Annotated in this window: 12 protein-coding genes; 6 read left to right on the top strand and 6 right to left on the bottom strand. The window is 55.9% G+C overall.

Features of this window, described 5'->3' with window-relative positions:
* Positions 1-465: 465 nt before the first annotated feature.
* The 4 genes from OZX71_RS04875 to OZX71_RS04860 all read right to left on the bottom strand — a co-directional run bounded on the left by OZX71_RS04875 (position 466) and on the right by OZX71_RS04860 (position 6,648).
* Complete coding sequence (locus OZX71_RS04875; RefSeq protein ID WP_277159540.1) at positions 466-2,508, bottom strand: AMP-dependent synthetase/ligase; 2,043 nt, start codon at positions 2,506-2,508, stop codon at positions 466-468.
* A 239-nt stretch (positions 2,509-2,747) separates the two neighbouring features.
* On the bottom strand, positions 2,748-3,785 hold the full coding sequence (locus OZX71_RS04870) for an alpha/beta hydrolase (protein WP_277159539.1): 1,038 nt from the start codon (positions 3,783-3,785) through the stop codon (positions 2,748-2,750).
* A gap of 90 nt (positions 3,786-3,875) precedes the next feature.
* Entirely contained in the window at positions 3,876-4,808 is a 933-nt protein-coding gene (locus OZX71_RS04865) for a LysR family transcriptional regulator (protein ID WP_277159538.1), read from the bottom strand.
* A 205-nt stretch (positions 4,809-5,013) separates the two neighbouring features.
* A complete protein-coding gene (locus OZX71_RS04860) occupies positions 5,014-6,648 on the bottom strand; it encodes an NAD-dependent malic enzyme (RefSeq protein WP_277159537.1) in 1,635 nt (544 codons plus the stop codon).
* A gap of 264 nt (positions 6,649-6,912) precedes the next feature.
* Between OZX71_RS04860 and OZX71_RS04855 the strand changes: the two genes are divergently transcribed.
* The 5 genes from OZX71_RS04855 to OZX71_RS04835 all read left to right on the top strand — a co-directional run bounded on the left by OZX71_RS04855 (position 6,913) and on the right by OZX71_RS04835 (position 13,778).
* Positions 6,913-8,367 (top strand): DASS family sodium-coupled anion symporter, encoded by a 1,455-nt coding sequence (locus OZX71_RS04855; RefSeq protein WP_277159536.1) that lies wholly within the window; start codon positions 6,913-6,915, stop codon positions 8,365-8,367.
* A 315-nt stretch (positions 8,368-8,682) separates the two neighbouring features.
* The gene (locus OZX71_RS04850) at positions 8,683-9,351 is read left to right on the top strand and encodes a 50S ribosomal protein L25/general stress protein Ctc (RefSeq protein ID WP_277146658.1); all 669 of its coding nucleotides are present in this window, start codon (positions 8,683-8,685) and stop codon (positions 9,349-9,351) included.
* Between the two features lie 288 nt (positions 9,352-9,639).
* Positions 9,640-10,767, top strand: a complete 1,128-nt coding sequence (locus OZX71_RS04845) for a branched-chain amino acid aminotransferase (protein ID WP_277159535.1) — start codon at positions 9,640-9,642, stop codon at positions 10,765-10,767.
* 247 nt (positions 10,768-11,014) lie between these two features.
* The gene (locus tag OZX71_RS04840; protein ID WP_277146660.1) at positions 11,015-11,728 is read left to right on the top strand and encodes a TRIC cation channel family protein; all 714 of its coding nucleotides are present in this window, start codon (positions 11,015-11,017) and stop codon (positions 11,726-11,728) included.
* 310 nt (positions 11,729-12,038) lie between these two features.
* A complete protein-coding gene (locus OZX71_RS04835; protein WP_277146661.1) occupies positions 12,039-13,778 on the top strand; it encodes an ABC transporter ATP-binding protein in 1,740 nt (579 codons plus the stop codon).
* A gap of 277 nt (positions 13,779-14,055) precedes the next feature.
* Here the strand turns inward: OZX71_RS04835 and OZX71_RS04830 are convergent, their stop codons facing one another.
* Together OZX71_RS04830 and OZX71_RS04825 are read right to left on the bottom strand one after the other, a co-directional pair.
* Positions 14,056-14,244 carry a helix-turn-helix transcriptional regulator gene (locus OZX71_RS04830; protein WP_277147353.1) on the bottom strand — a complete coding sequence of 63 codons (189 nt, stop codon included), beginning with the start codon at positions 14,242-14,244 and terminating at the stop codon, positions 14,056-14,058.
* A 290-nt stretch (positions 14,245-14,534) separates the two neighbouring features.
* Positions 14,535-15,134 (bottom strand): hypothetical protein, encoded by a 600-nt coding sequence (locus OZX71_RS04825; protein WP_277159534.1) that lies wholly within the window; start codon positions 15,132-15,134, stop codon positions 14,535-14,537.
* 153 nt (positions 15,135-15,287) lie between these two features.
* On the opposite strand from OZX71_RS04825, the gene OZX71_RS04820 reads away from it, so the two are divergent.
* Positions 15,288-16,598: a type II CAAX endopeptidase family protein gene (locus tag OZX71_RS04820; protein ID WP_277159533.1), complete on the top strand. Its 1,311-nt coding sequence runs from the start codon at positions 15,288-15,290 to the stop codon at positions 16,596-16,598.
* Positions 16,599-16,673 lie beyond the last annotated feature (75 nt).

The following is a 16,673-nucleotide window of genomic DNA, read 5'->3' as shown; positions in this document are numbered from 1 at the left end:
ACAATTGAGCGGGACACATTCGCGGCACTTGTTGCCATAGTAGCCGTCAACCGGCCAAAATGCACGCATTGTGCCATATGAAAAACTGATACGGGGCTATCAATGATGACCAACGACGTCTTTTACTGCTGGAAAACGGATTATTGCGGCCGTTAATATCCGGTTTTCCAGCAGCAACGTGAAAAAATTCACGAATGATCGATAGGTACCGGAATTCGACTGTTATACAGATCAGCAGTCCAACTGTCGTGTGAGCATACAGAATACGAGCAACCGCTTATTCGCATACACGTAATACCGGTAAACGGCACTGAACAATTCGTGAAAGTCCGTTTACCAGCACTAAGGTTTGGGAAACCGACAAAAATTTCACCGCATACGATTTGGTGCCGGTAAACCGCATATAAGGATAACAAATATGCCCTTTACCAGCACCAAATGAGGTACGCAACGAAACGGAGACGGCTACTTCTTCTTGGTGTACATCTGCGTGTTGAGCAGATTGGCGTAGCGCTTGATGACCGCGGGGCGCTTGACCTTCATTGAGGCGGTCATCAGGCCGTTCTCCTGTGTGAATTCTTCAGGCAGGAGGATGAACTTACGCACGGATTCGGCGCGAGAGACTCCTTCGTTGGCCTTGTCGATCCACTTCTGCGCCTCCGCTCGCACTACGGCGTTCTTGCAGGCTTCTTCCATGGGCATGTTTTGGTCCAGGCCGGCGGCATCGAGCCAGGAACGCAGCGAGATTTCGTCCAAAGTAACCAGCGCGGAGATGAACGGGCGCTTGTCGCCAAGTACCAGCGCTTGGGAGACGAACGGGCAACGCTGGATGATCTCTTCGATCGGGCCGGGGGCGACGTTCTTGCCGCCGGCGGTGATGATGAGGTCCTTCTTGCGTCCGGTGATATAGAGGAAACCGTCGTCGCTGATACGGCCCAGATCGCCGGTGGCGTACCAGCCGTCGGGGGTGAAAGCCAGTTCGGTGGCCTCGTCGTTCTTGTGATAACGGTGGAAGACGCAGGTGCCCTTGACCTGAATCTCGCCGTCTTCGGCCAAACGAATCGAGAAGCCGGGGTAAGGCACGCCTACGGATCCCTCGTGGAACGGCGTTCCCTTCGGGTTGAACGCGCAAGGTGCGGTGGTTTCGGTCAGGCCATAGCCTTCGTAGGCGGGCACATTGGCCCCGCGGAAGAAGGCGAGCAGCTCCGGGTCGAGGGGAGCGCCGCCGGCGACGAACCATTCGGCCTGCCCGCCAAGGACTTCGCGCAACGATTTGTAGACGATCGGATCGAAGGCGGCGCGGCGTGCGCGTGTGGTGAAGCCGGCCTTGCCGTTTTCGCTCATTTCCTTCTCGTATTCCTGCGCCGCCACAACGGCTGCGGCGAATGCGACGCCCTTTGGCCCGTTTCCGGCTTTCTGGGAGGCGGCGTTGTACACCTTTTCCAATACACGGGGTACGAGGATGGTGACGATGGGCTTGGAGACCTGCAGGTCGCTGATCAGCGTTTTGATGCCGCCGGCGATGTAGATGCGCAGATCGCTGGCGACCACGATGTAATTGACCGCACGGGCGAAGGTATGTGCCTGTGGCAGGAAAAGCAGGACGGATTTGCCCTTTTGATGGAGCAGATCAGGCATGTAATCGCGCAGATTCAGCGCAGTGGTGCAGTAGTGCTCGTGCGTCATCTCGACGCCTTTGGGTGCTGCGGTGGAACCTGAGGTGTAGACAATGGAGCACAGGTCGGTTTTCTTGATGGAATCGATGCGTTGGTCGAGTGTTTCGTCGCTTACCGACTTGCCGTAATCACGCAGCTCTTCAAGTGCGCCCGCCTCAAGCGTGTAGATCTTTTCCAGTGTGGGGCAGTCTTCAACGGCACCGTCCGCCTTTTCGCGCATGTCATTGGTTTCGACGATGAGCAGTCGTGAATCCGAATTGTTGACGATATTACGGATCTGCTCGGCCGAATCGGTGTCATAGATGGTCGCCAGCACGCCGCCCACGGCCATAACCGCCGCGTCGACGACGTCCCATTCATAAGAGGTGTGGGACATGAAGGAGACGCCATCGCCTTTGTCAAGGCCGTAGTGCATCAGGCCCTTGGCCACAGCGCGTACGTCCTCGAGAAACTCGTTGGCCGTTTTGGTGACCCATTGGTTGTCGGCTTTGAAAGTGTAGAGCGGATCGTCGCCCATGCGCTGTGCGCGCTCGACGTAGAGATCGTAGATCGACATGTCGTCGTCTACGGGAGGATTCCCAGCCGTGGTCACGGTCAGCAGGCCGGTCTTTTCGTCCACGAAAAGCCTGGTGGGGTAGCCCGGACCCCATTCGTGGGTGTGGGGCAGGGTTGAGAAATCGACGGGTTTTACGGTTGCGAGATGGCGTTCGTCGTTGAAATCGGGTGTTTCCGGATCCTCGGTGTTGACCGGATGCTCGAAACCGCTTCCCAGATGGAAGGCCTTCTGACTTAACTTCAGCGTTCCCTTTTTCAGTGAATTGATGACTGACACGTGCGCTTTCCTCGACCTTCTGTTATGGCGGTATTTCAAGTAATAAAGCCAATTCTATAGGATTTGTCGTGTTTCGTCACCTTACGGTAGCGTAAGGCGGTTAGACGCGACAGATAAGTCATGCCATGCTTTCGAAGCTGAAACAGTAGGGAAGAAAAAACTGTGCCTGTGCAAACGGATATGTGAAGCCGCAACAATGGATTGCCGCCTGAACGTACGGAAACAAACGGTTTGCGCTATCAGTTAAAAACGATATACCCTCCGACGCCTTTGGGCCGCTCCAGGCGGAACACACGGCCCACGAACGCCGTTACGGTCTTCCAATAGCGTTTGGGATCGGTAGAGGCCGACATCGCATGCGCGGCCCCGGCAATCATGAGTTTTTGCTTGACGGTGCTTGCGCAGGCCCGGAAATTGCGGTCGAGGCTTGCCGGGTCGACGAAGTCGTCTGCCGATCCATGGATGAAAAGCATGGGAATCGAGGTGTGTCCCAAAGCGTTGACGCACGAGGCTTCCTTGAAATCGTAACCGGCGCGCCTGCGTGCGATGGAACTCATGATGCCGATCACCGGGCGGGCCAGGAACGTCGGGGCGTGGTAAAGGTGTCTCGCGCTATATAGGAATTGGTCTTCAAGACTGGTGTAGCCGCAGTCGGCGATGGCGGCCTTGACGTTCTTCGGCAGATGCGGGTCGCCCGCTGTGAGCATCACGGTTGCCGCTCCCATGGAATTGCCGTCCAGCAGGATCTGGGCTTTCGGGTCGGTGGTGACGATGGTTTCGATCCAGAGCAGCAGGTCACGATGTTCCAAGGCGCCCATGCCGATGTATTTCCCGCCGCTCAATTCGTGGCAACGGCTGGCCGGGGTGAGCACGGTGAAACCCATGCCGGCGAAACGATGCGCATATTTCGCCATCTCCTTCGGATCTCCGGAGAATCCGTGGCAGCAGATGGCATAGAAATGGCGCGGAGGGTCGGCGCAGTCGGGGTCGAGCATCCAGCCGTGCAGGCGTGTCCCGTCTCGGGCTGTGATTTTCGCTTCGCGCTTGGCACTGTCGAACCAGCGTACGGCCTCGGCCTCCTCATCGGCGTCGTGGTGTGGCTGACGGGAGGCAAGAGTGGCATCCGGCCGGTTGCTGCTGAACAGGGAATGCCTTGAGCCGGGCTCGAGAACAAAGCGGAAAAGATAGTCGGCGAGTGCATAGAACGTGCCGATAGAGACCGTCAGGCCGGTCAAGAGTCGAATAAGCCGTGTCTTGCTGGTGTATTGCTGACTCATAGGACCTCCCTGGACATGAACGACAAGCCGTTGAGCTGTTTCACTTCCATTGTAAGGTATCGCTATGCGAATCCAGATATGATCGCGATTTCAGCTTTTCCCGTTCTTGTCTCTGTCAAAACGACGGTTGACCAGTGAAGAGAACGCCTCGGCTCCTTGTTCGTGACGGGCCGCATGATTCATGAAAGAATAGATGTCGAAAGAAGGCAGTTGCGCGCCGTCAAGCGGTACGAATCTGAATTCCGGTTCGTCCTCGATTGCTATGGAGGCCATCAGCCCTATGGCTTGGTTCGAAGCGATGATGGATTTCATCATGTTGACATCGGAGACCTCGATGGTCGGCATGGGGATATCCAGCTCGTTCAGTAATTGATCAGAGGCCTGTGCATGCACATATTCATGGTTGAGTGTCACGAAATTGAGATCGTCGTCACCCCTCTGAAGCGTGCCGATGTCCACGCGCGGGGTGATGCCTTTACGGTTGCGCGAGGTCACCAGGCCGAATGATGAACTGGCCACCTTGACCATATCGATGCCGGGGATATCGGGTGCATCCCCGCTGACGGCGATAATTCCGAAATCGACGGTATGCTGCTTGATCTTGTGCAACATGGCTTGCGAGCCCACCGTCGAGATGGCGACGTTGCCGCCCACGGCATCGCCCAAAGTCGCGAATGAATTATTGCCGAACAGATATTTCGAAAGGATGGGAGGCAGGCCGACGCGATAGCGGCTGGGTGAGTTCAGGTGTTTCAAATCATCGTTAAGCCCGTCGATCTGGTCGAAAATAGCTTTGCTGCGCTGTACCAGCACGCGTCCTGCCGCAGTGATGACAAGACCTCCGTCCGCGCCGAAACGGCTGCGGCGAATCAGCGGGGAACCGATCCGCATTTCCATGCGTTTCACTGCCTGCGAAACGGTGGGTTGGGAGACATGGGCCACGGCTGCCGCATCGGTGAAGCTTCCAAGCTCACACACCAGACGGAACAATTCGAGATCACGAATACTTTCTATAGGAGCCATATGACCTGCCCTTCTATCCCCTTTGATACGGTTCAGTTTAAATGATGATTGTCCGGAAATTGGCTGACAGCGAACGGTTCAACCTCATATGCTGCACCTGATGCCGCAAAGTCGAATCGTCCGCTGTCAGCGATGGTTATTGTTGGGTTTCGTCTCTACCGATGAGCAAAACGAGTATTGTCATCAATCGTTTTGCTGCGGAATCCTAGTATCCGGGATGCCAGGTGGCCGCGTCCAGTGCCGCGTTCACGTCGCCGACGGGCTCGCGGTTGAGGCCTTCCTTGATGGCCTCGCTGGCCACCGCGTAGGCCACGCGGCGTGAGATTTCGGTGAGACTGCTGACCGGTGGCAGAACGGCCACGCCCGGCTTGTCGACGTCGATCATATCCGAGATGGCGTATGCCGCGGCCAGAAGCATGCCTTGGCTGATATGGCTGGCCTTGCCCACGATGGCGCCGAAGCAGATGCCAGGGTACATCAGCGCATTGTTGCCTTGGCCGACGTAATGCGTGACCCCGTTGTATTCGACCGGATCGGAAGGTGTGCCGGTGGTGACGAACGCACGGCCGTCGCTCCAGTTGATCACATCGACCGCCTTGGCCTCCATCAGCTCGGTCGGGTTTGAGATCGGGCAGATCAGCGGGCGCTCGCAGTACTTGGACATCGTGCGCACCACGTCCTCGGTGAAGGCACCGGTATTGGTGGAGGTGCCGATAAGCACGGTCGGCTTGAACGCCTCGACAATGGCTGCCAAGTCGGTCGGGTCGCTGAGTCCGGCGAATTCCCCGGGCTTGCGGGCATACTTCTTCTGGCCTTCGGTCAGGTCGTCCTGACCTTCCTCGATCAGGCCGAAGCGGTCGACCAGCGCCACTTGACGCAAGGCGACCTCCGGGTCGATGCCGCCGCGTTCGATGAGATCCTCGACCAGCTGGTCCGCGATGCCCACTCCGGCGGTGCCTGCACCGTAGACCAGGATGCGGGTGTCCTTGAAATCGGTTTTCGCGATGTTGCGGGCGGCGATCAGTGCGGCCAGCATGGTCACACCGGTGCCTTGGATGTCATCGTTCAGGGTCAGTACGTTGTTGCGATAACGTTCGAGGATCGGCGCCGCGGTGGAACGTCCGAAGTCCTCCCAGTGGATGAGGGCGCTGGGGTAGAGATCGAGGCTTGCATGCACGAAGTCGTCGATGAAATCGTCGTAACGCTGCCCTCGCACGCGGTTGAAGCGGTTGCCCATGTAATTCGGGTTGTCGAGCAGCTCCTTGCGGTCGGTGCCGACGTCGATCATCACAGGCAGCACGCGTGAGGGGTCTATGCCGGCTGCGGCCGTGTAGACGGCGAGTTTGCCGGTAAGGATTTCCGCCCCGTTGGAACCCCAGTCGCCGATGCCCAAGATGCCTTCGCCGTCAGTGGCCACGACCAGGTCGATTTCTCGATCGCCGGCATATTGTTTGAGCGCAGCCTTGATGCGGTCGGGGTGGTCGATGGAGATGTAGGCCACATCGCTGCCGGTGTAGAACTCGGTGTAACGCTGGATGGACTGGGCCACGGTCGGCGCGTAGACGATGGGCATGTACTCGGTCAGGTGACGACCCATGCTCACATAGAAGAGGTTACGGTTCCTGCGGCATACGCTCATCAGATAGATTCGCTTTTCCAGATTGGTCGTCTTCGACTGGAAACGTTCATAGACCACGGCCTCCTGGTGATCGAGGTCCTGGACGGCCGCGGGAAGCAGCCCATCGATGCCCAGTTCCTTGCGTTCGTCGTAGGAGTAGGCCAGATCACGGTTGACAAAGGAATCGTGTAACGCGTTCATCGTTGTCATCATCGCTCGCATTCTCTTAAAGGCCTCGGCGTCTTTACCGAAGCGTGTGCTTACGTTTCACGCTATACAAGAGGATGGCGGCCCCGCAAATAAATATTTCCAATATCGTATACACGACGGTTGATCTGTATAAAACGTCGGAATTTCAAGGATTGACGCATATTAGAAAATGTTATTTGTGGACAACATTGTCTATCGGATAGCCTAGAAAGACGATCTGCTGAGTGGCAAAGAAGCCCATTTATCAGGCACCGTTCACTAGTTTAAGGAGAAGCTATGGCAGCAAATTCCCCGGCTCCGTCGTCTGGAGCCATCGCCATTAACAAGACCAAGATCATCAAGGCCGCCATCTGCGTGGTTGTCGGACTTGCGATTTTCGTCATACCGCCTCCCCAAGGGGTGCACCCAGGTGGCATGCATATGCTGGGCGTGTTCGTCGGTACGATTCTCGGCCTGATTCTCCAGCCTTTGCCGACTTCCGCTGTCGCCATCATCGGCCTGACCGTGGCCATGCTCACCGGGGCGATGGATCCTTCGAAAGAGGCGTTCTCGGGCCTTGGCAGTGCTTCGATCTGGCTGATCGTCGCGGCGTTCTTCATTGCCCAGGGCTTCGTCTCGACCGGTCTGGGACGTCGCATCGCGCTGGTCTTCATTTCATGGCTTGGCAAATCCTCTCTCGGCATCTCCTATGGCCTTGCGGCCGCTGATTTGGTGCTGGCGCCTGCCACACCTTCCAATACCGCACGTCTGGGCGGCATTCTGTTCCCGATCATCCAATCGATCAGCGAGGTTCAGGGGTCGACCACCGAATCCGAGGAATCCCGCAAGAAGCTGGGTGGGTTCCTTTCCGCCACGGCCAACAACGTCAACGCCATCACTTCGGCGATGTTCGCCACTTCCATGGCCGCCGGGCCCGTGGTGATTCAGCTTGCCTCGCAGATGCACCATCCGATCGGCTGGGGAACGTGGGCGATCGCCTGCATCGTTCCTGGTCTGCTTTGCCTGATCCTTATTCCGGTCCTGATCTACAAGATATTCCCGCCGACCATCAAGCATGTGCCCACAGCCAGAACAGACGCCAAAGCGGAACTCAAAGCGATGGGTTCGCTGAGCCCCAAGGAATGGGTCATGGCGCTTTCCTTCGTGCTGATGCTCATCCTCTGGGCCACCGGTTCGATGACCGGAATCTCGGCCACCACGGTCGCCTTCCTCGGCGTCACCATCCTACTGTGCACGGGAATCATCACTTGGAAATCCATGGCCAACGACAAGTCCGCCTGGTCCACGCTGATCTTCTTCGGCGTGCTGGTCGGCATGGCCAAGCCGTTGAGCACCCTAGGCGTCACCGATTGGCTCGGCGGCCTGATCGCACACATGGTAGGTGGCATGCCTTGGTACGCTGTCCTCTTCATTCTTGGCATCTGCTACGTGCTGGTCCATTATCTGTTCGCCTCCGAGCTGGCTCAGGTGGTCGCGCTGTACACGCTCTTCGTCACCGTCACCATCGCTGCAGGTGCGCCTGCGCCCGTTGCCGTACTCACCTTTGGCGCTCTTTCCGGTCTGATCGGAGCCATGACGCATTATGCGTCCGGCCCCTCCGCCCTGATCTACGGCGCGGATTATCTCAAGACCTCCGAATTCCTTCGTGTGGGCATCATCTGCGCCATGGTCACCACCGTCATCTTCCTGACCGTCGGCGTCGGCTGGTGGAAGGTCATCGGTCTTTGGTGATGTATTATTCGCCGTATCGGTAGTTTCGTGCCATAAAAATCCCGTTCCGCCAATGAAGGCTGGAGCGGGATTTTGCAATCGGAGACATCGCTTTACGCCATTATCGACAATGTGAGGTGGCATGTCAGGCCGGCTGATATGATATTGAGTGTTGTTTCGGCAGGTCTGAATATCTGCCGCGCTTTGGCGAGGGGAAGCGATTCCCGTTATCGACTGGGCTGAATGTTTTGGGTCTCTTTGAGGCTGTGATTTCGGCGCGTCGGTGCACCGAAACAACGCAGTGTATTAGTAGGTAAATCTCAAGGAGATTAGATTATGGCAAACACCATTACCATCGAAGGCGAAGTCCGCAATGAGTTCGGCAAGGGCGTGGCCCGCCGTATGCGCGTGGCCAAGCAGATTCCGGCCACCATCTACGCCGGCGGCAACGACCCAGTTTTCGTGAAGCTGCCGATGCGTGAGACCACCTTGGCCCTGCGCCGCACGAACGCGCTGTTCACCATCAAGTACGGCAAGGATTCCAAGATGGCCGTCGTCAAGGACGTCCAGCGCAACCCTGTCAAGCGCATTGTCGAGCACATCGACTTCTACGAGGTCAAGGCCGGCGAGAAGATCGAGGTCGAGGTCCCGGTCTTCGCCGTGGGTACCCCGAAGGGCGCGGCAGTCGCGTTCGTCGATATTCAGCAGCTGCGTGTGCGTGCCAGCGTCGACCAGCTGCCCGAGCGTATCGACGTCAATGTCGATGGCCTGCAGGACGGCGAGAAGGTCTTTGCTCATGATCTCGAGCTGCCGAAGGGCGTCGAGCTCGTCAACACCGATCCCGAAGAGTCCGTGGTCACCGTCGAGGTGCCTGAGGACGCCACCGCCACCACCGCGGTCTCCGCTGAGGATGCCGCCGCCGAAAGCACTGAAGGCGCCGCGGCCGAAGGTGACGCCGCTGCTCCTGCTGCTGATGCCGCAGCTGCTGACGCCGACAAGAAGTGATCAGCAGATATCGTTAGCGATATCTGAGATTTTTGGATTCTTTGTTGGTCCGTAAATCTCTTCATATTGGCCCGTGCAGTCCGTTTATATCGGCTGCACGGGTCATTTTGTTCTTTGGTTTTGATAGGTGATTGTTTTCGATTGACTAGGCAGGATTTTCAGAATGTGAACTATTCCACCATACCTGTGCGGTTCTGTGCAAAGGTAGCAGCATAACCAAAGCGCCACAAGCGTACGGCAAACCACCATTCCGGCCGTCACGGCGGCTGAAGCAAAGAAGAAGTGCAAATGACTGAGCAAACCCATCATGATCCGCAAGCGTTGTCGCAATTGACCGAGCCTTTCAAGGTTCTTGACAACCCACATCCCGCAACCGACGCCGAGCGCGCGAAGCTGATTGACAAGCCGGCGTTCGGCCAGCTTTTCAGCGACAACATGGTCCACATGGTATGGCACAAGTCCAGCGGCTGGGGCGATCGCCGGGTCGAGCCGTATGGTCCGCTTGCCATGGATCCTGGCGCCTCCGTTCTGCACTATGCGCAGGAGTGTTTCGAAGGTCTCAAGGCCTATCGCCACGCCGACGGCAGCACCTGGCTGTTCCGTCCGGACGCGAACGCCGAGCGTTTCGCCAATTCCGCCAAGCGCCTTTATCTGCCTGAACTTTCCAAGGACGATTTCCTGGGTTCCGTCGCCGCGCTGGTCAAGCGCGACGTCGAATGGGTGCCGACCCGTCGCGAGTACACGCTCTACATGCGGCCGTATATGTTCGCCTCCGAGGCGTTCCTCGGCGTGCGCGCCCCGCAGACCGTCGACTACTGCGTCATCGCCTCGCCCTCCGGCCCGTACTTCCCGGGCGGCGTCAAGCCGGTGAGCATCTGGGTGGAGGACAAGTGGTTCCGCACCGGCCCCGGTGGCACCGGCTTCGCCAAGTGCGGCGGCAATTATGCGGCCTCCCTGCTGGGCGAGTACCGCGGCGCCGACCACGGCTGCGAGCAGGTCTGCTTCGTCGACGCGGCCACCAAGACCTACCTTGAGGAACTCGGCGGCATGAACATGTTCACCGTGCACAAGGACGGCCATTTGGAGACTCCGTCGCTGACGGGCAACATCCTTCCCGGCGTCACCCGCCGCTCGCTCATCCAGCTGGCGCAGGACCACGGCCGCGATGTCGTCGAGACCATGATCAAGCTCGACGACCTGCTGGAAGACATCAAGTCCGGCGAGGTCACCGAGGTCTTCGCCTGCGGCACCGCCGCCATCATCACCCCGATCGGCCGCTTCAAGTCCGAGACCTTCGACGTCGAGGTCAACGGCAACAAGTCCGGCGACCTCACGCTGCAGCTGCGTGACGAGCTGCTCGGCATCCAGATGGGTGAGATCGACGATCCGCACGACTGGATGTGGAAGGTCTGCTGAACGGCTTCGCCGATTGCCGGCTTTGAGGTTTGTTGAAGCGGCCTGCATTGTTTCCTGGGGTTTGGAGACGATGCAGGCCGTTTTGTATGTGCGGATTCGGTCTGAATCGCTGCGCCGCTTCAACGAGACGCTGCAATAAACCCAAGGATTACAGTATTGCATGCGAACAGAGTGTTGGATAGCCGTGTTTGGCCGTTACCTGGTATATTCTTCAATTATTCAAACGAATATGCAAAGGATGTGCGATATGCAGTTGGCGCTGGAAAGTAACGTGTTTTTCTGGGCCATCGAATACATCGCGACTTTCTGCTGCGGTCTTTTGGGCGGGCTGTGTGCCGTCAAGAAAAAGTATGATTTCATCGCCATCCTCCTGACCGTCTGGCTCACCGGCCTCGGCGGCGGCATCATCCGTGACGTGCTGCTTGGTGCATTGCCACCTGTCGGTGTTTCCGACAGGGGACTGGTCATCACCTCATTGATTACCGGCGTCGCTGTCGCTGTCATCTATCCCGAGGTGGACAGGCTCAAATGGCCGATGGTGGCGCTTGACGCCTTGGCGTTGGGGCTGTATGCGGTCAACGGGACGCAAAAGGCGCTGATCTATCACACCTCCGGCATGACCGCCGTCTTCATGGGGCTGATCACGGCCATCGGGGGAGGCCTCATCCGCGACATGCTCCTGAACGATGTGCCCGCCGTCATCCGCGACAGTCATTGGTACACCGTTCCGGCGTTGATCGGCAGCGTCCTGACGGTGTTCGTCACCCGTGCCTATCAGGGTGGGCATATCCCGTTCACATTCGAAGTCATCGGCGATATTGCCGTTGTGGCTTTCGTTGTCGTCCTGCGTGTATTGTCCGTCCGCTTCGATTGGAAGGTGCCGGGGGCGATCAAACGCCATCATGCGTTGCTGCCGTTGCCGGTCAAGGGCGACGACGAAAAAGCTGACGGTAATCGTTGACAGATGTGACCAATTCTGACTGCGAACGATAATGCCTTTAGAATTGCGACAAGTTCAAATGACACATTGAAGCTATCTTGGCTAGAGCGGGCGAAAAACCGAGAATCGACCAAGATTTTCTGCTGAAGGAACCCTTCCCGGGTTCGAGAGCAGATAAGATCTCTTTTATCCGTTCTCGACAAGAGGATTTGTTTCATATGCACGTCAATGATATATATGGGTCAGGTGGACTATTAGAAAAAGATGGTTATTGGCTGATTCGTAGCATTGGCCATATCGCATCTATGGAATCGACTTGAAGGGGAGCGGCATGGAAGCTGGTGATAGTACGAGGAATGATAAGCCTGCGGCAAAGGGGCGTTCTCGCATCCCGTCTCTGACGACATTGCGAAAGTCATTACGGCTATTGACGGCAGTAGCACCGATATCCGTCATTGTCCTCCTTGTTCTTACTGTGGTGCGGGCCCTGCTGTCGCCCCTACAGATTTTGGCCACAACGCAGATCGTGAATTCCGTGGCTACGGGTGTGCTTGCGAAGGTTGTCGATTCGGCGATATTTTTTGCTCTGGTCTTAGTGTCAATGTTCGTGGCCGAGAACGTCATTAAATATCTCTCCGACTCAATTCGAGAAAAACTATCCTACCACGCTAATTGCAGTATCGTCGATAAGCTCACTACGCTCGAAACGCAGCAGTTCGAGGATGCACAGACCAACGATTGCATACAGCGGGCCGGAGGGGATACCGGCGGACATATCTTCGCTATATTTGATAGCGCACGTGATTTTCTACAGTCGCTGCTCACTATCGTATCCGTATTCTCCTTACTGGTTTCATGGAACAAATGGGTGGCCTTTTTCCTTCTGCTGGCGCCTATTCCAGGTACCATCGGCACATTGATGGCCAGTTCCAAACAGTACAATATCGATTACCAGCGGGCAGGCGAACAACGCTTGTCGGACTATTATCGTTCGATTCTGACATCGGATAATGCAGCCAAGGAAGTCCATCTGTTTGGTCTGGGTGGTTTGTTGTCAGGACGTTACAAGACGCTTATCGCAGGTTTTCTCAAACAGGATCTCGCTATGTCGCGTACCTATCTGTGGATTGCGCTTGGCTTGGGGATTCTTACGACCCTAGCCAATATCGGGGCGGTCTCCGTAGGTGCGATTCAGGCCATGCATACAGGCAACGTCGGGCAGCTGGCCGGTTATATCAGCGCGACAGGTTCATTCGGACAATCGGTACTGCTCATTTTGGTTTCGGTCTCCAGCGTCTATCAGAGTCTGCTGTACGCCGGCAATTGGGTTCATCTCATGGACATTGAGCCGGCTGTGATCCGCTCCGGCGACGAGAAACTCGATGATGGAACGCCCGTGACCGTTTCCTTCCGAAACGTACGATTTGCCTATCCTGGTTCCATCGATGGCAAAGAGATTCTCCATGGTGTCTCCTTTGATCTTCCCGCCGGTCAATGTTCGGCTCTGGTTGGACTCAATGGTGCGGGTAAATCGACGATCGCAAAACTGATTTTACGTGTCTATGAGCCCACTGAAGGGTCGATTTTCATTAACGGCAGAGATATCAGTGAATATTCCCGTACGTCATTGTACGAGCGGTGTTCCGCGATTTTCCAGGATTATATACGATATGAGCGGCCCTTGCGTGAGAATGTGGGATTTGGCGATCCGGATCGCATCGACGATGATGATGCCATTGAACATGCGCTTGATCTGGTAGGGATGAAGAGGCTCGGGCAGTCGCTGCCCGAGGGGCTGGATACTGTATTGGGAAGGCACTTCGAGGGTGGCTACCAACTTTCCATTGGGCAATGGCAGCGAGTCGCCCTGGCCCGCGCTTTGTTCAGGCGGCCGTCATTGCTGATCATGGATGAGCCGACCGCATCCGTGGACGCCCTTTCCGAGAAGCATTTCTTCAACTCACTGGATCGGGCGGATAATACGGAAGAGGGGGGCGCGGCGCACCACCATCCTCATCGCCCATCGTTTCATCACCATCACCCACGCCAGTCATATCGTCGTCCTGCGTGACGGCGATATCGTCGGAGAGGGTGATCACGAGACATTGCTGTCCGATTGCCCGTATTACCGCGGTTTATATGAGGCCCAAGTGGTCAGTCAGCGGCACGAGGATCCCGCATCGATGCTGCGTCCGGAGAATATCGAAGGTACTTCCCGTTGTAATCATTGATTGCCTGCGGATTCTGTCATCGCGTTCGCCTGGAAGTCCAGATATTCGAATTCGAGGCGAACGACGAAAGTCACGAAAACGGACCAGGAACGTGCTTTTCGTCGTTTGGACGGGCGTTTATCGCATCGATTGTTTTGTCTCGTACTTGAGGATGTCGCCGGGCTGGCAGTCCAAAGCTTCACAGATGCCGGCCAGTGTCGTGAAGCGGATGGCTGCCACGCGGTTGTTCTTGATTTTCGAAAGATTGACGTTGGAGATGCCCACCTCGTCCGCCAGCTCCTTGAGCGACATATGCCGGTCGACCATCACCTTGTCGAGTTCCAGCACGATGGTTCCTTTTGGCTGGTGAGGTTCATCGGCTGCTGGAACGGATGGAGTGATGGCGTCGGTCGTGGTGTGCTGTTGTTGGGCAAGGCGGACTTTCTCCTCATACGTCAATGGTAAAGAATCCCGATTTTCTGATAGGGTATCGGCGGTGTCGTTTTGGTCCGCTACATTTGCGGTATTCGCGGATTGGTTCTCATCGTTCGGTGATGACGTGGTATCTCGAGTTGCTGAACGTGCCGAGTGTTGCTTGAAAATCATGATTTACCTCCCTAAATCAACTCGTCATATTCTTGCTGCAGTTTTTCGCCATAGCGCAGAATGCGAGTGATGCAGAGAATGAAGATACCGATGATGAGCCAAGGCAGCCAGGCGTTGGAAATATCCGCACTATCTAAATGTTCAGTGTGTGACAGGAAGTAATCAGAAGCTCCGTCAACGGCTCCCAGTACAAACGAAACGATCATATCCAATACTGCAACAACGATGAAGCATATTCCGGAGACGTGAATGTTTTTCGTGATTGAGCTTTGAAACGGGGTCGGGTTCTGACCATCAACTGGCTGGTGCAAGGTTTTGAAGGCCGCGCTCAGATTGTGGAATGCATACGCCAGAATCAAGAGAATGGCAATGCCTTCCATAGCGTACCAGCCCAAAGCAACCAAATGATGGGATATGACTGAGAATGTCATACCGAAAGTAAAACCGTAAATACTTGGAATGGTGGCCTCTTTGATCCAGCTTGGGCAAGGCTGCCCAACACCGAGATAAATCGTGCCGGCCAGCAGAACCACTGATGCGACGACGTTGAACCATTCGAGGATTTTTGCGGCCCACATGATGAAGGCGTCGACCTTATTGGTTTCATACATGGCGTTGCTCCTTTATCGATTGCAAACTTCTTGATAGCAAAGCATATCACTAATCAACAAGAAATTAATGATAAACATTAAAAAAATTATGAATTTCGATACACTTATGGTATTTTGAATATATTCCAACAAAATCGAGAAGCGGAGGAGAAGATGGTCGAGCCAGGAAAGAAGGCGACAGGTGACATGGGGAGCTTGAACGGGTTGAATGTCACGGACGTTGCGCGAGAGCCGAATAACTCCTACGTTTCGAATGGCATGGATAACGTCGGCAATATGAACCGAAATAATGGCGTAGATGGTTCTGGTTGTCATGGAGGCGGTGAACGTTTAAGCGGCTCTGGTTGTCAAAGAGGCGATGACCGTTTAAGTGATTCTGGCCATATTGATGGCGTTGACGGTGAAAATGGTGAGAACGCCGTTGCTGCAGAAGGAGAAGTTGATGAAAGAGCTGCGACGGCATTGAATGTTCAAGATGGACCTTCCAAGCCGTCTGCGCCATTCCAACAGCCGCAAGTTGAAGCTAAACCGTTGAGCCCAGACGGGCAGCGACGGCACGATGTGGGACACCAGGCCGCAATCATCTGGGGCTTCGTAGTGCTGTGGCTCGTATTGCAGGTGATTGGTGTTGTTTTCGCTATGCTTGGCCATATGCCGGAGAAGAAAACAGACGCCGTGGTCGGCACCGTCAGCGAGCCAATCGCCATCCTCGTCGTACTACTGGCGTGTCGGAAGCTCTATATCGACAAATCGCAAGGCTCAAGGTCAATGCGTTTCACGATACGTCTCTCATCCCGAAAACCGATGAACTGGCGGATGTGGCTCTGCTTGCTTATCGCGATGCTGGCTTTCGCGGCGGTCGGCGACCTGTTCGCCCAAGGTTTCCAAGGCGCGCTGGATCTGTTGGGATGGTCGCAACATAGCAATGGCGACGAGATTGACCAGATGGTGAACAGCTCAATCTTTGGTCTGCTTTCGTTGGGTTTCGTCGGGCCTGTGACCGAGGAACTGCTGATGCGTGGCATCGTGATGCCGAATCTGGAACGCTATGGCAGGATTTTCGCCATCGTAACGTCAGCGTTGCTGTTCGGCTTCATCCATGGCGACATCAGCCAAGGATTCAATGCCGTGCTGCTGGGCTTGGTGCTCGGTTGGATGGCCAGCGAGTATTCTCTCGCTTGGTCGATGAGCATGCACATCTTCTACAATCTCGTGATTTGCGAAGGAGTCGGAAGGCTGTTCGGCATGCTTGCCGAGCCCATGCAGACCGTGGCGCAGTGGACGTTCGATGGTGTCTTCTTCTTCGTCGCCATCGTGTTGGTGGTAGTGAACAAGGACAAGATCATAGCCTGGTACCGCCGCAACCGTAGCCCCAAGCACACCTACCGTGGCTGGCGCTCACCGCTGTTCATCTTCACCTTGGCGGCGTTCCTCTTCTTCGCGCTGACCAGGATTTCGTTCTGAGCCACGGCTCCGACGCGGCGGAGTCGACAGTGCAAATAACAAAACTCCTCCGGTTTCCAAAGAATATTGAAATCC

Source organism: Bifidobacterium sp. ESL0764 (assembly GCF_029395515.1).
Taxonomy (GTDB): Bacteria; Actinomycetota; Actinomycetes; order Actinomycetales; family Bifidobacteriaceae; genus Bifidobacterium.
The sequence above is the reverse complement of the archived record's forward strand: the minus strand, read 5'-3'. Positions and strand labels throughout refer to the sequence as shown.

Coding starts and splice junctions, on each gene's coding strand:
- OZX71_RS04840 (WP_277146660.1), top strand. CDS start 11,015: ATGCAGTTGGCGCTGGAAAGTAACGTGTTTTTCTGGGCCATCGAATAC.
- OZX71_RS04870 (WP_277159539.1), bottom strand. CDS start 3,785: ATGAGTCAGCAATACACCAGCAAGACACGGCTTATTCGACTCTTGACC.
- OZX71_RS04850 (WP_277146658.1), top strand. CDS start 8,683: ATGGCAAACACCATTACCATCGAAGGCGAAGTCCGCAATGAGTTCGGC.
- OZX71_RS04855 (WP_277159536.1), top strand. CDS start 6,913: ATGGCAGCAAATTCCCCGGCTCCGTCGTCTGGAGCCATCGCCATTAAC.
- OZX71_RS04830 (WP_277147353.1), bottom strand. CDS start 14,244: ATGGTCGACCGGCATATGTCGCTCAAGGAGCTGGCGGACGAGGTGGGC.
- OZX71_RS04845 (WP_277159535.1), top strand. CDS start 9,640: ATGACTGAGCAAACCCATCATGATCCGCAAGCGTTGTCGCAATTGACC.
- OZX71_RS04825 (WP_277159534.1), bottom strand. CDS start 15,134: ATGTATGAAACCAATAAGGTCGACGCCTTCATCATGTGGGCCGCAAAA.
- OZX71_RS04835 (WP_277146661.1), top strand. CDS start 12,039: ATGGAAGCTGGTGATAGTACGAGGAATGATAAGCCTGCGGCAAAGGGG.
- OZX71_RS04865 (WP_277159538.1), bottom strand. CDS start 4,808: ATGGCTCCTATAGAAAGTATTCGTGATCTCGAATTGTTCCGTCTGGTG.
- OZX71_RS04820 (WP_277159533.1), top strand. CDS start 15,288: ATGGTCGAGCCAGGAAAGAAGGCGACAGGTGACATGGGGAGCTTGAAC.
- OZX71_RS04860 (WP_277159537.1), bottom strand. CDS start 6,648: ATGCGAGCGATGATGACAACGATGAACGCGTTACACGATTCCTTTGTC.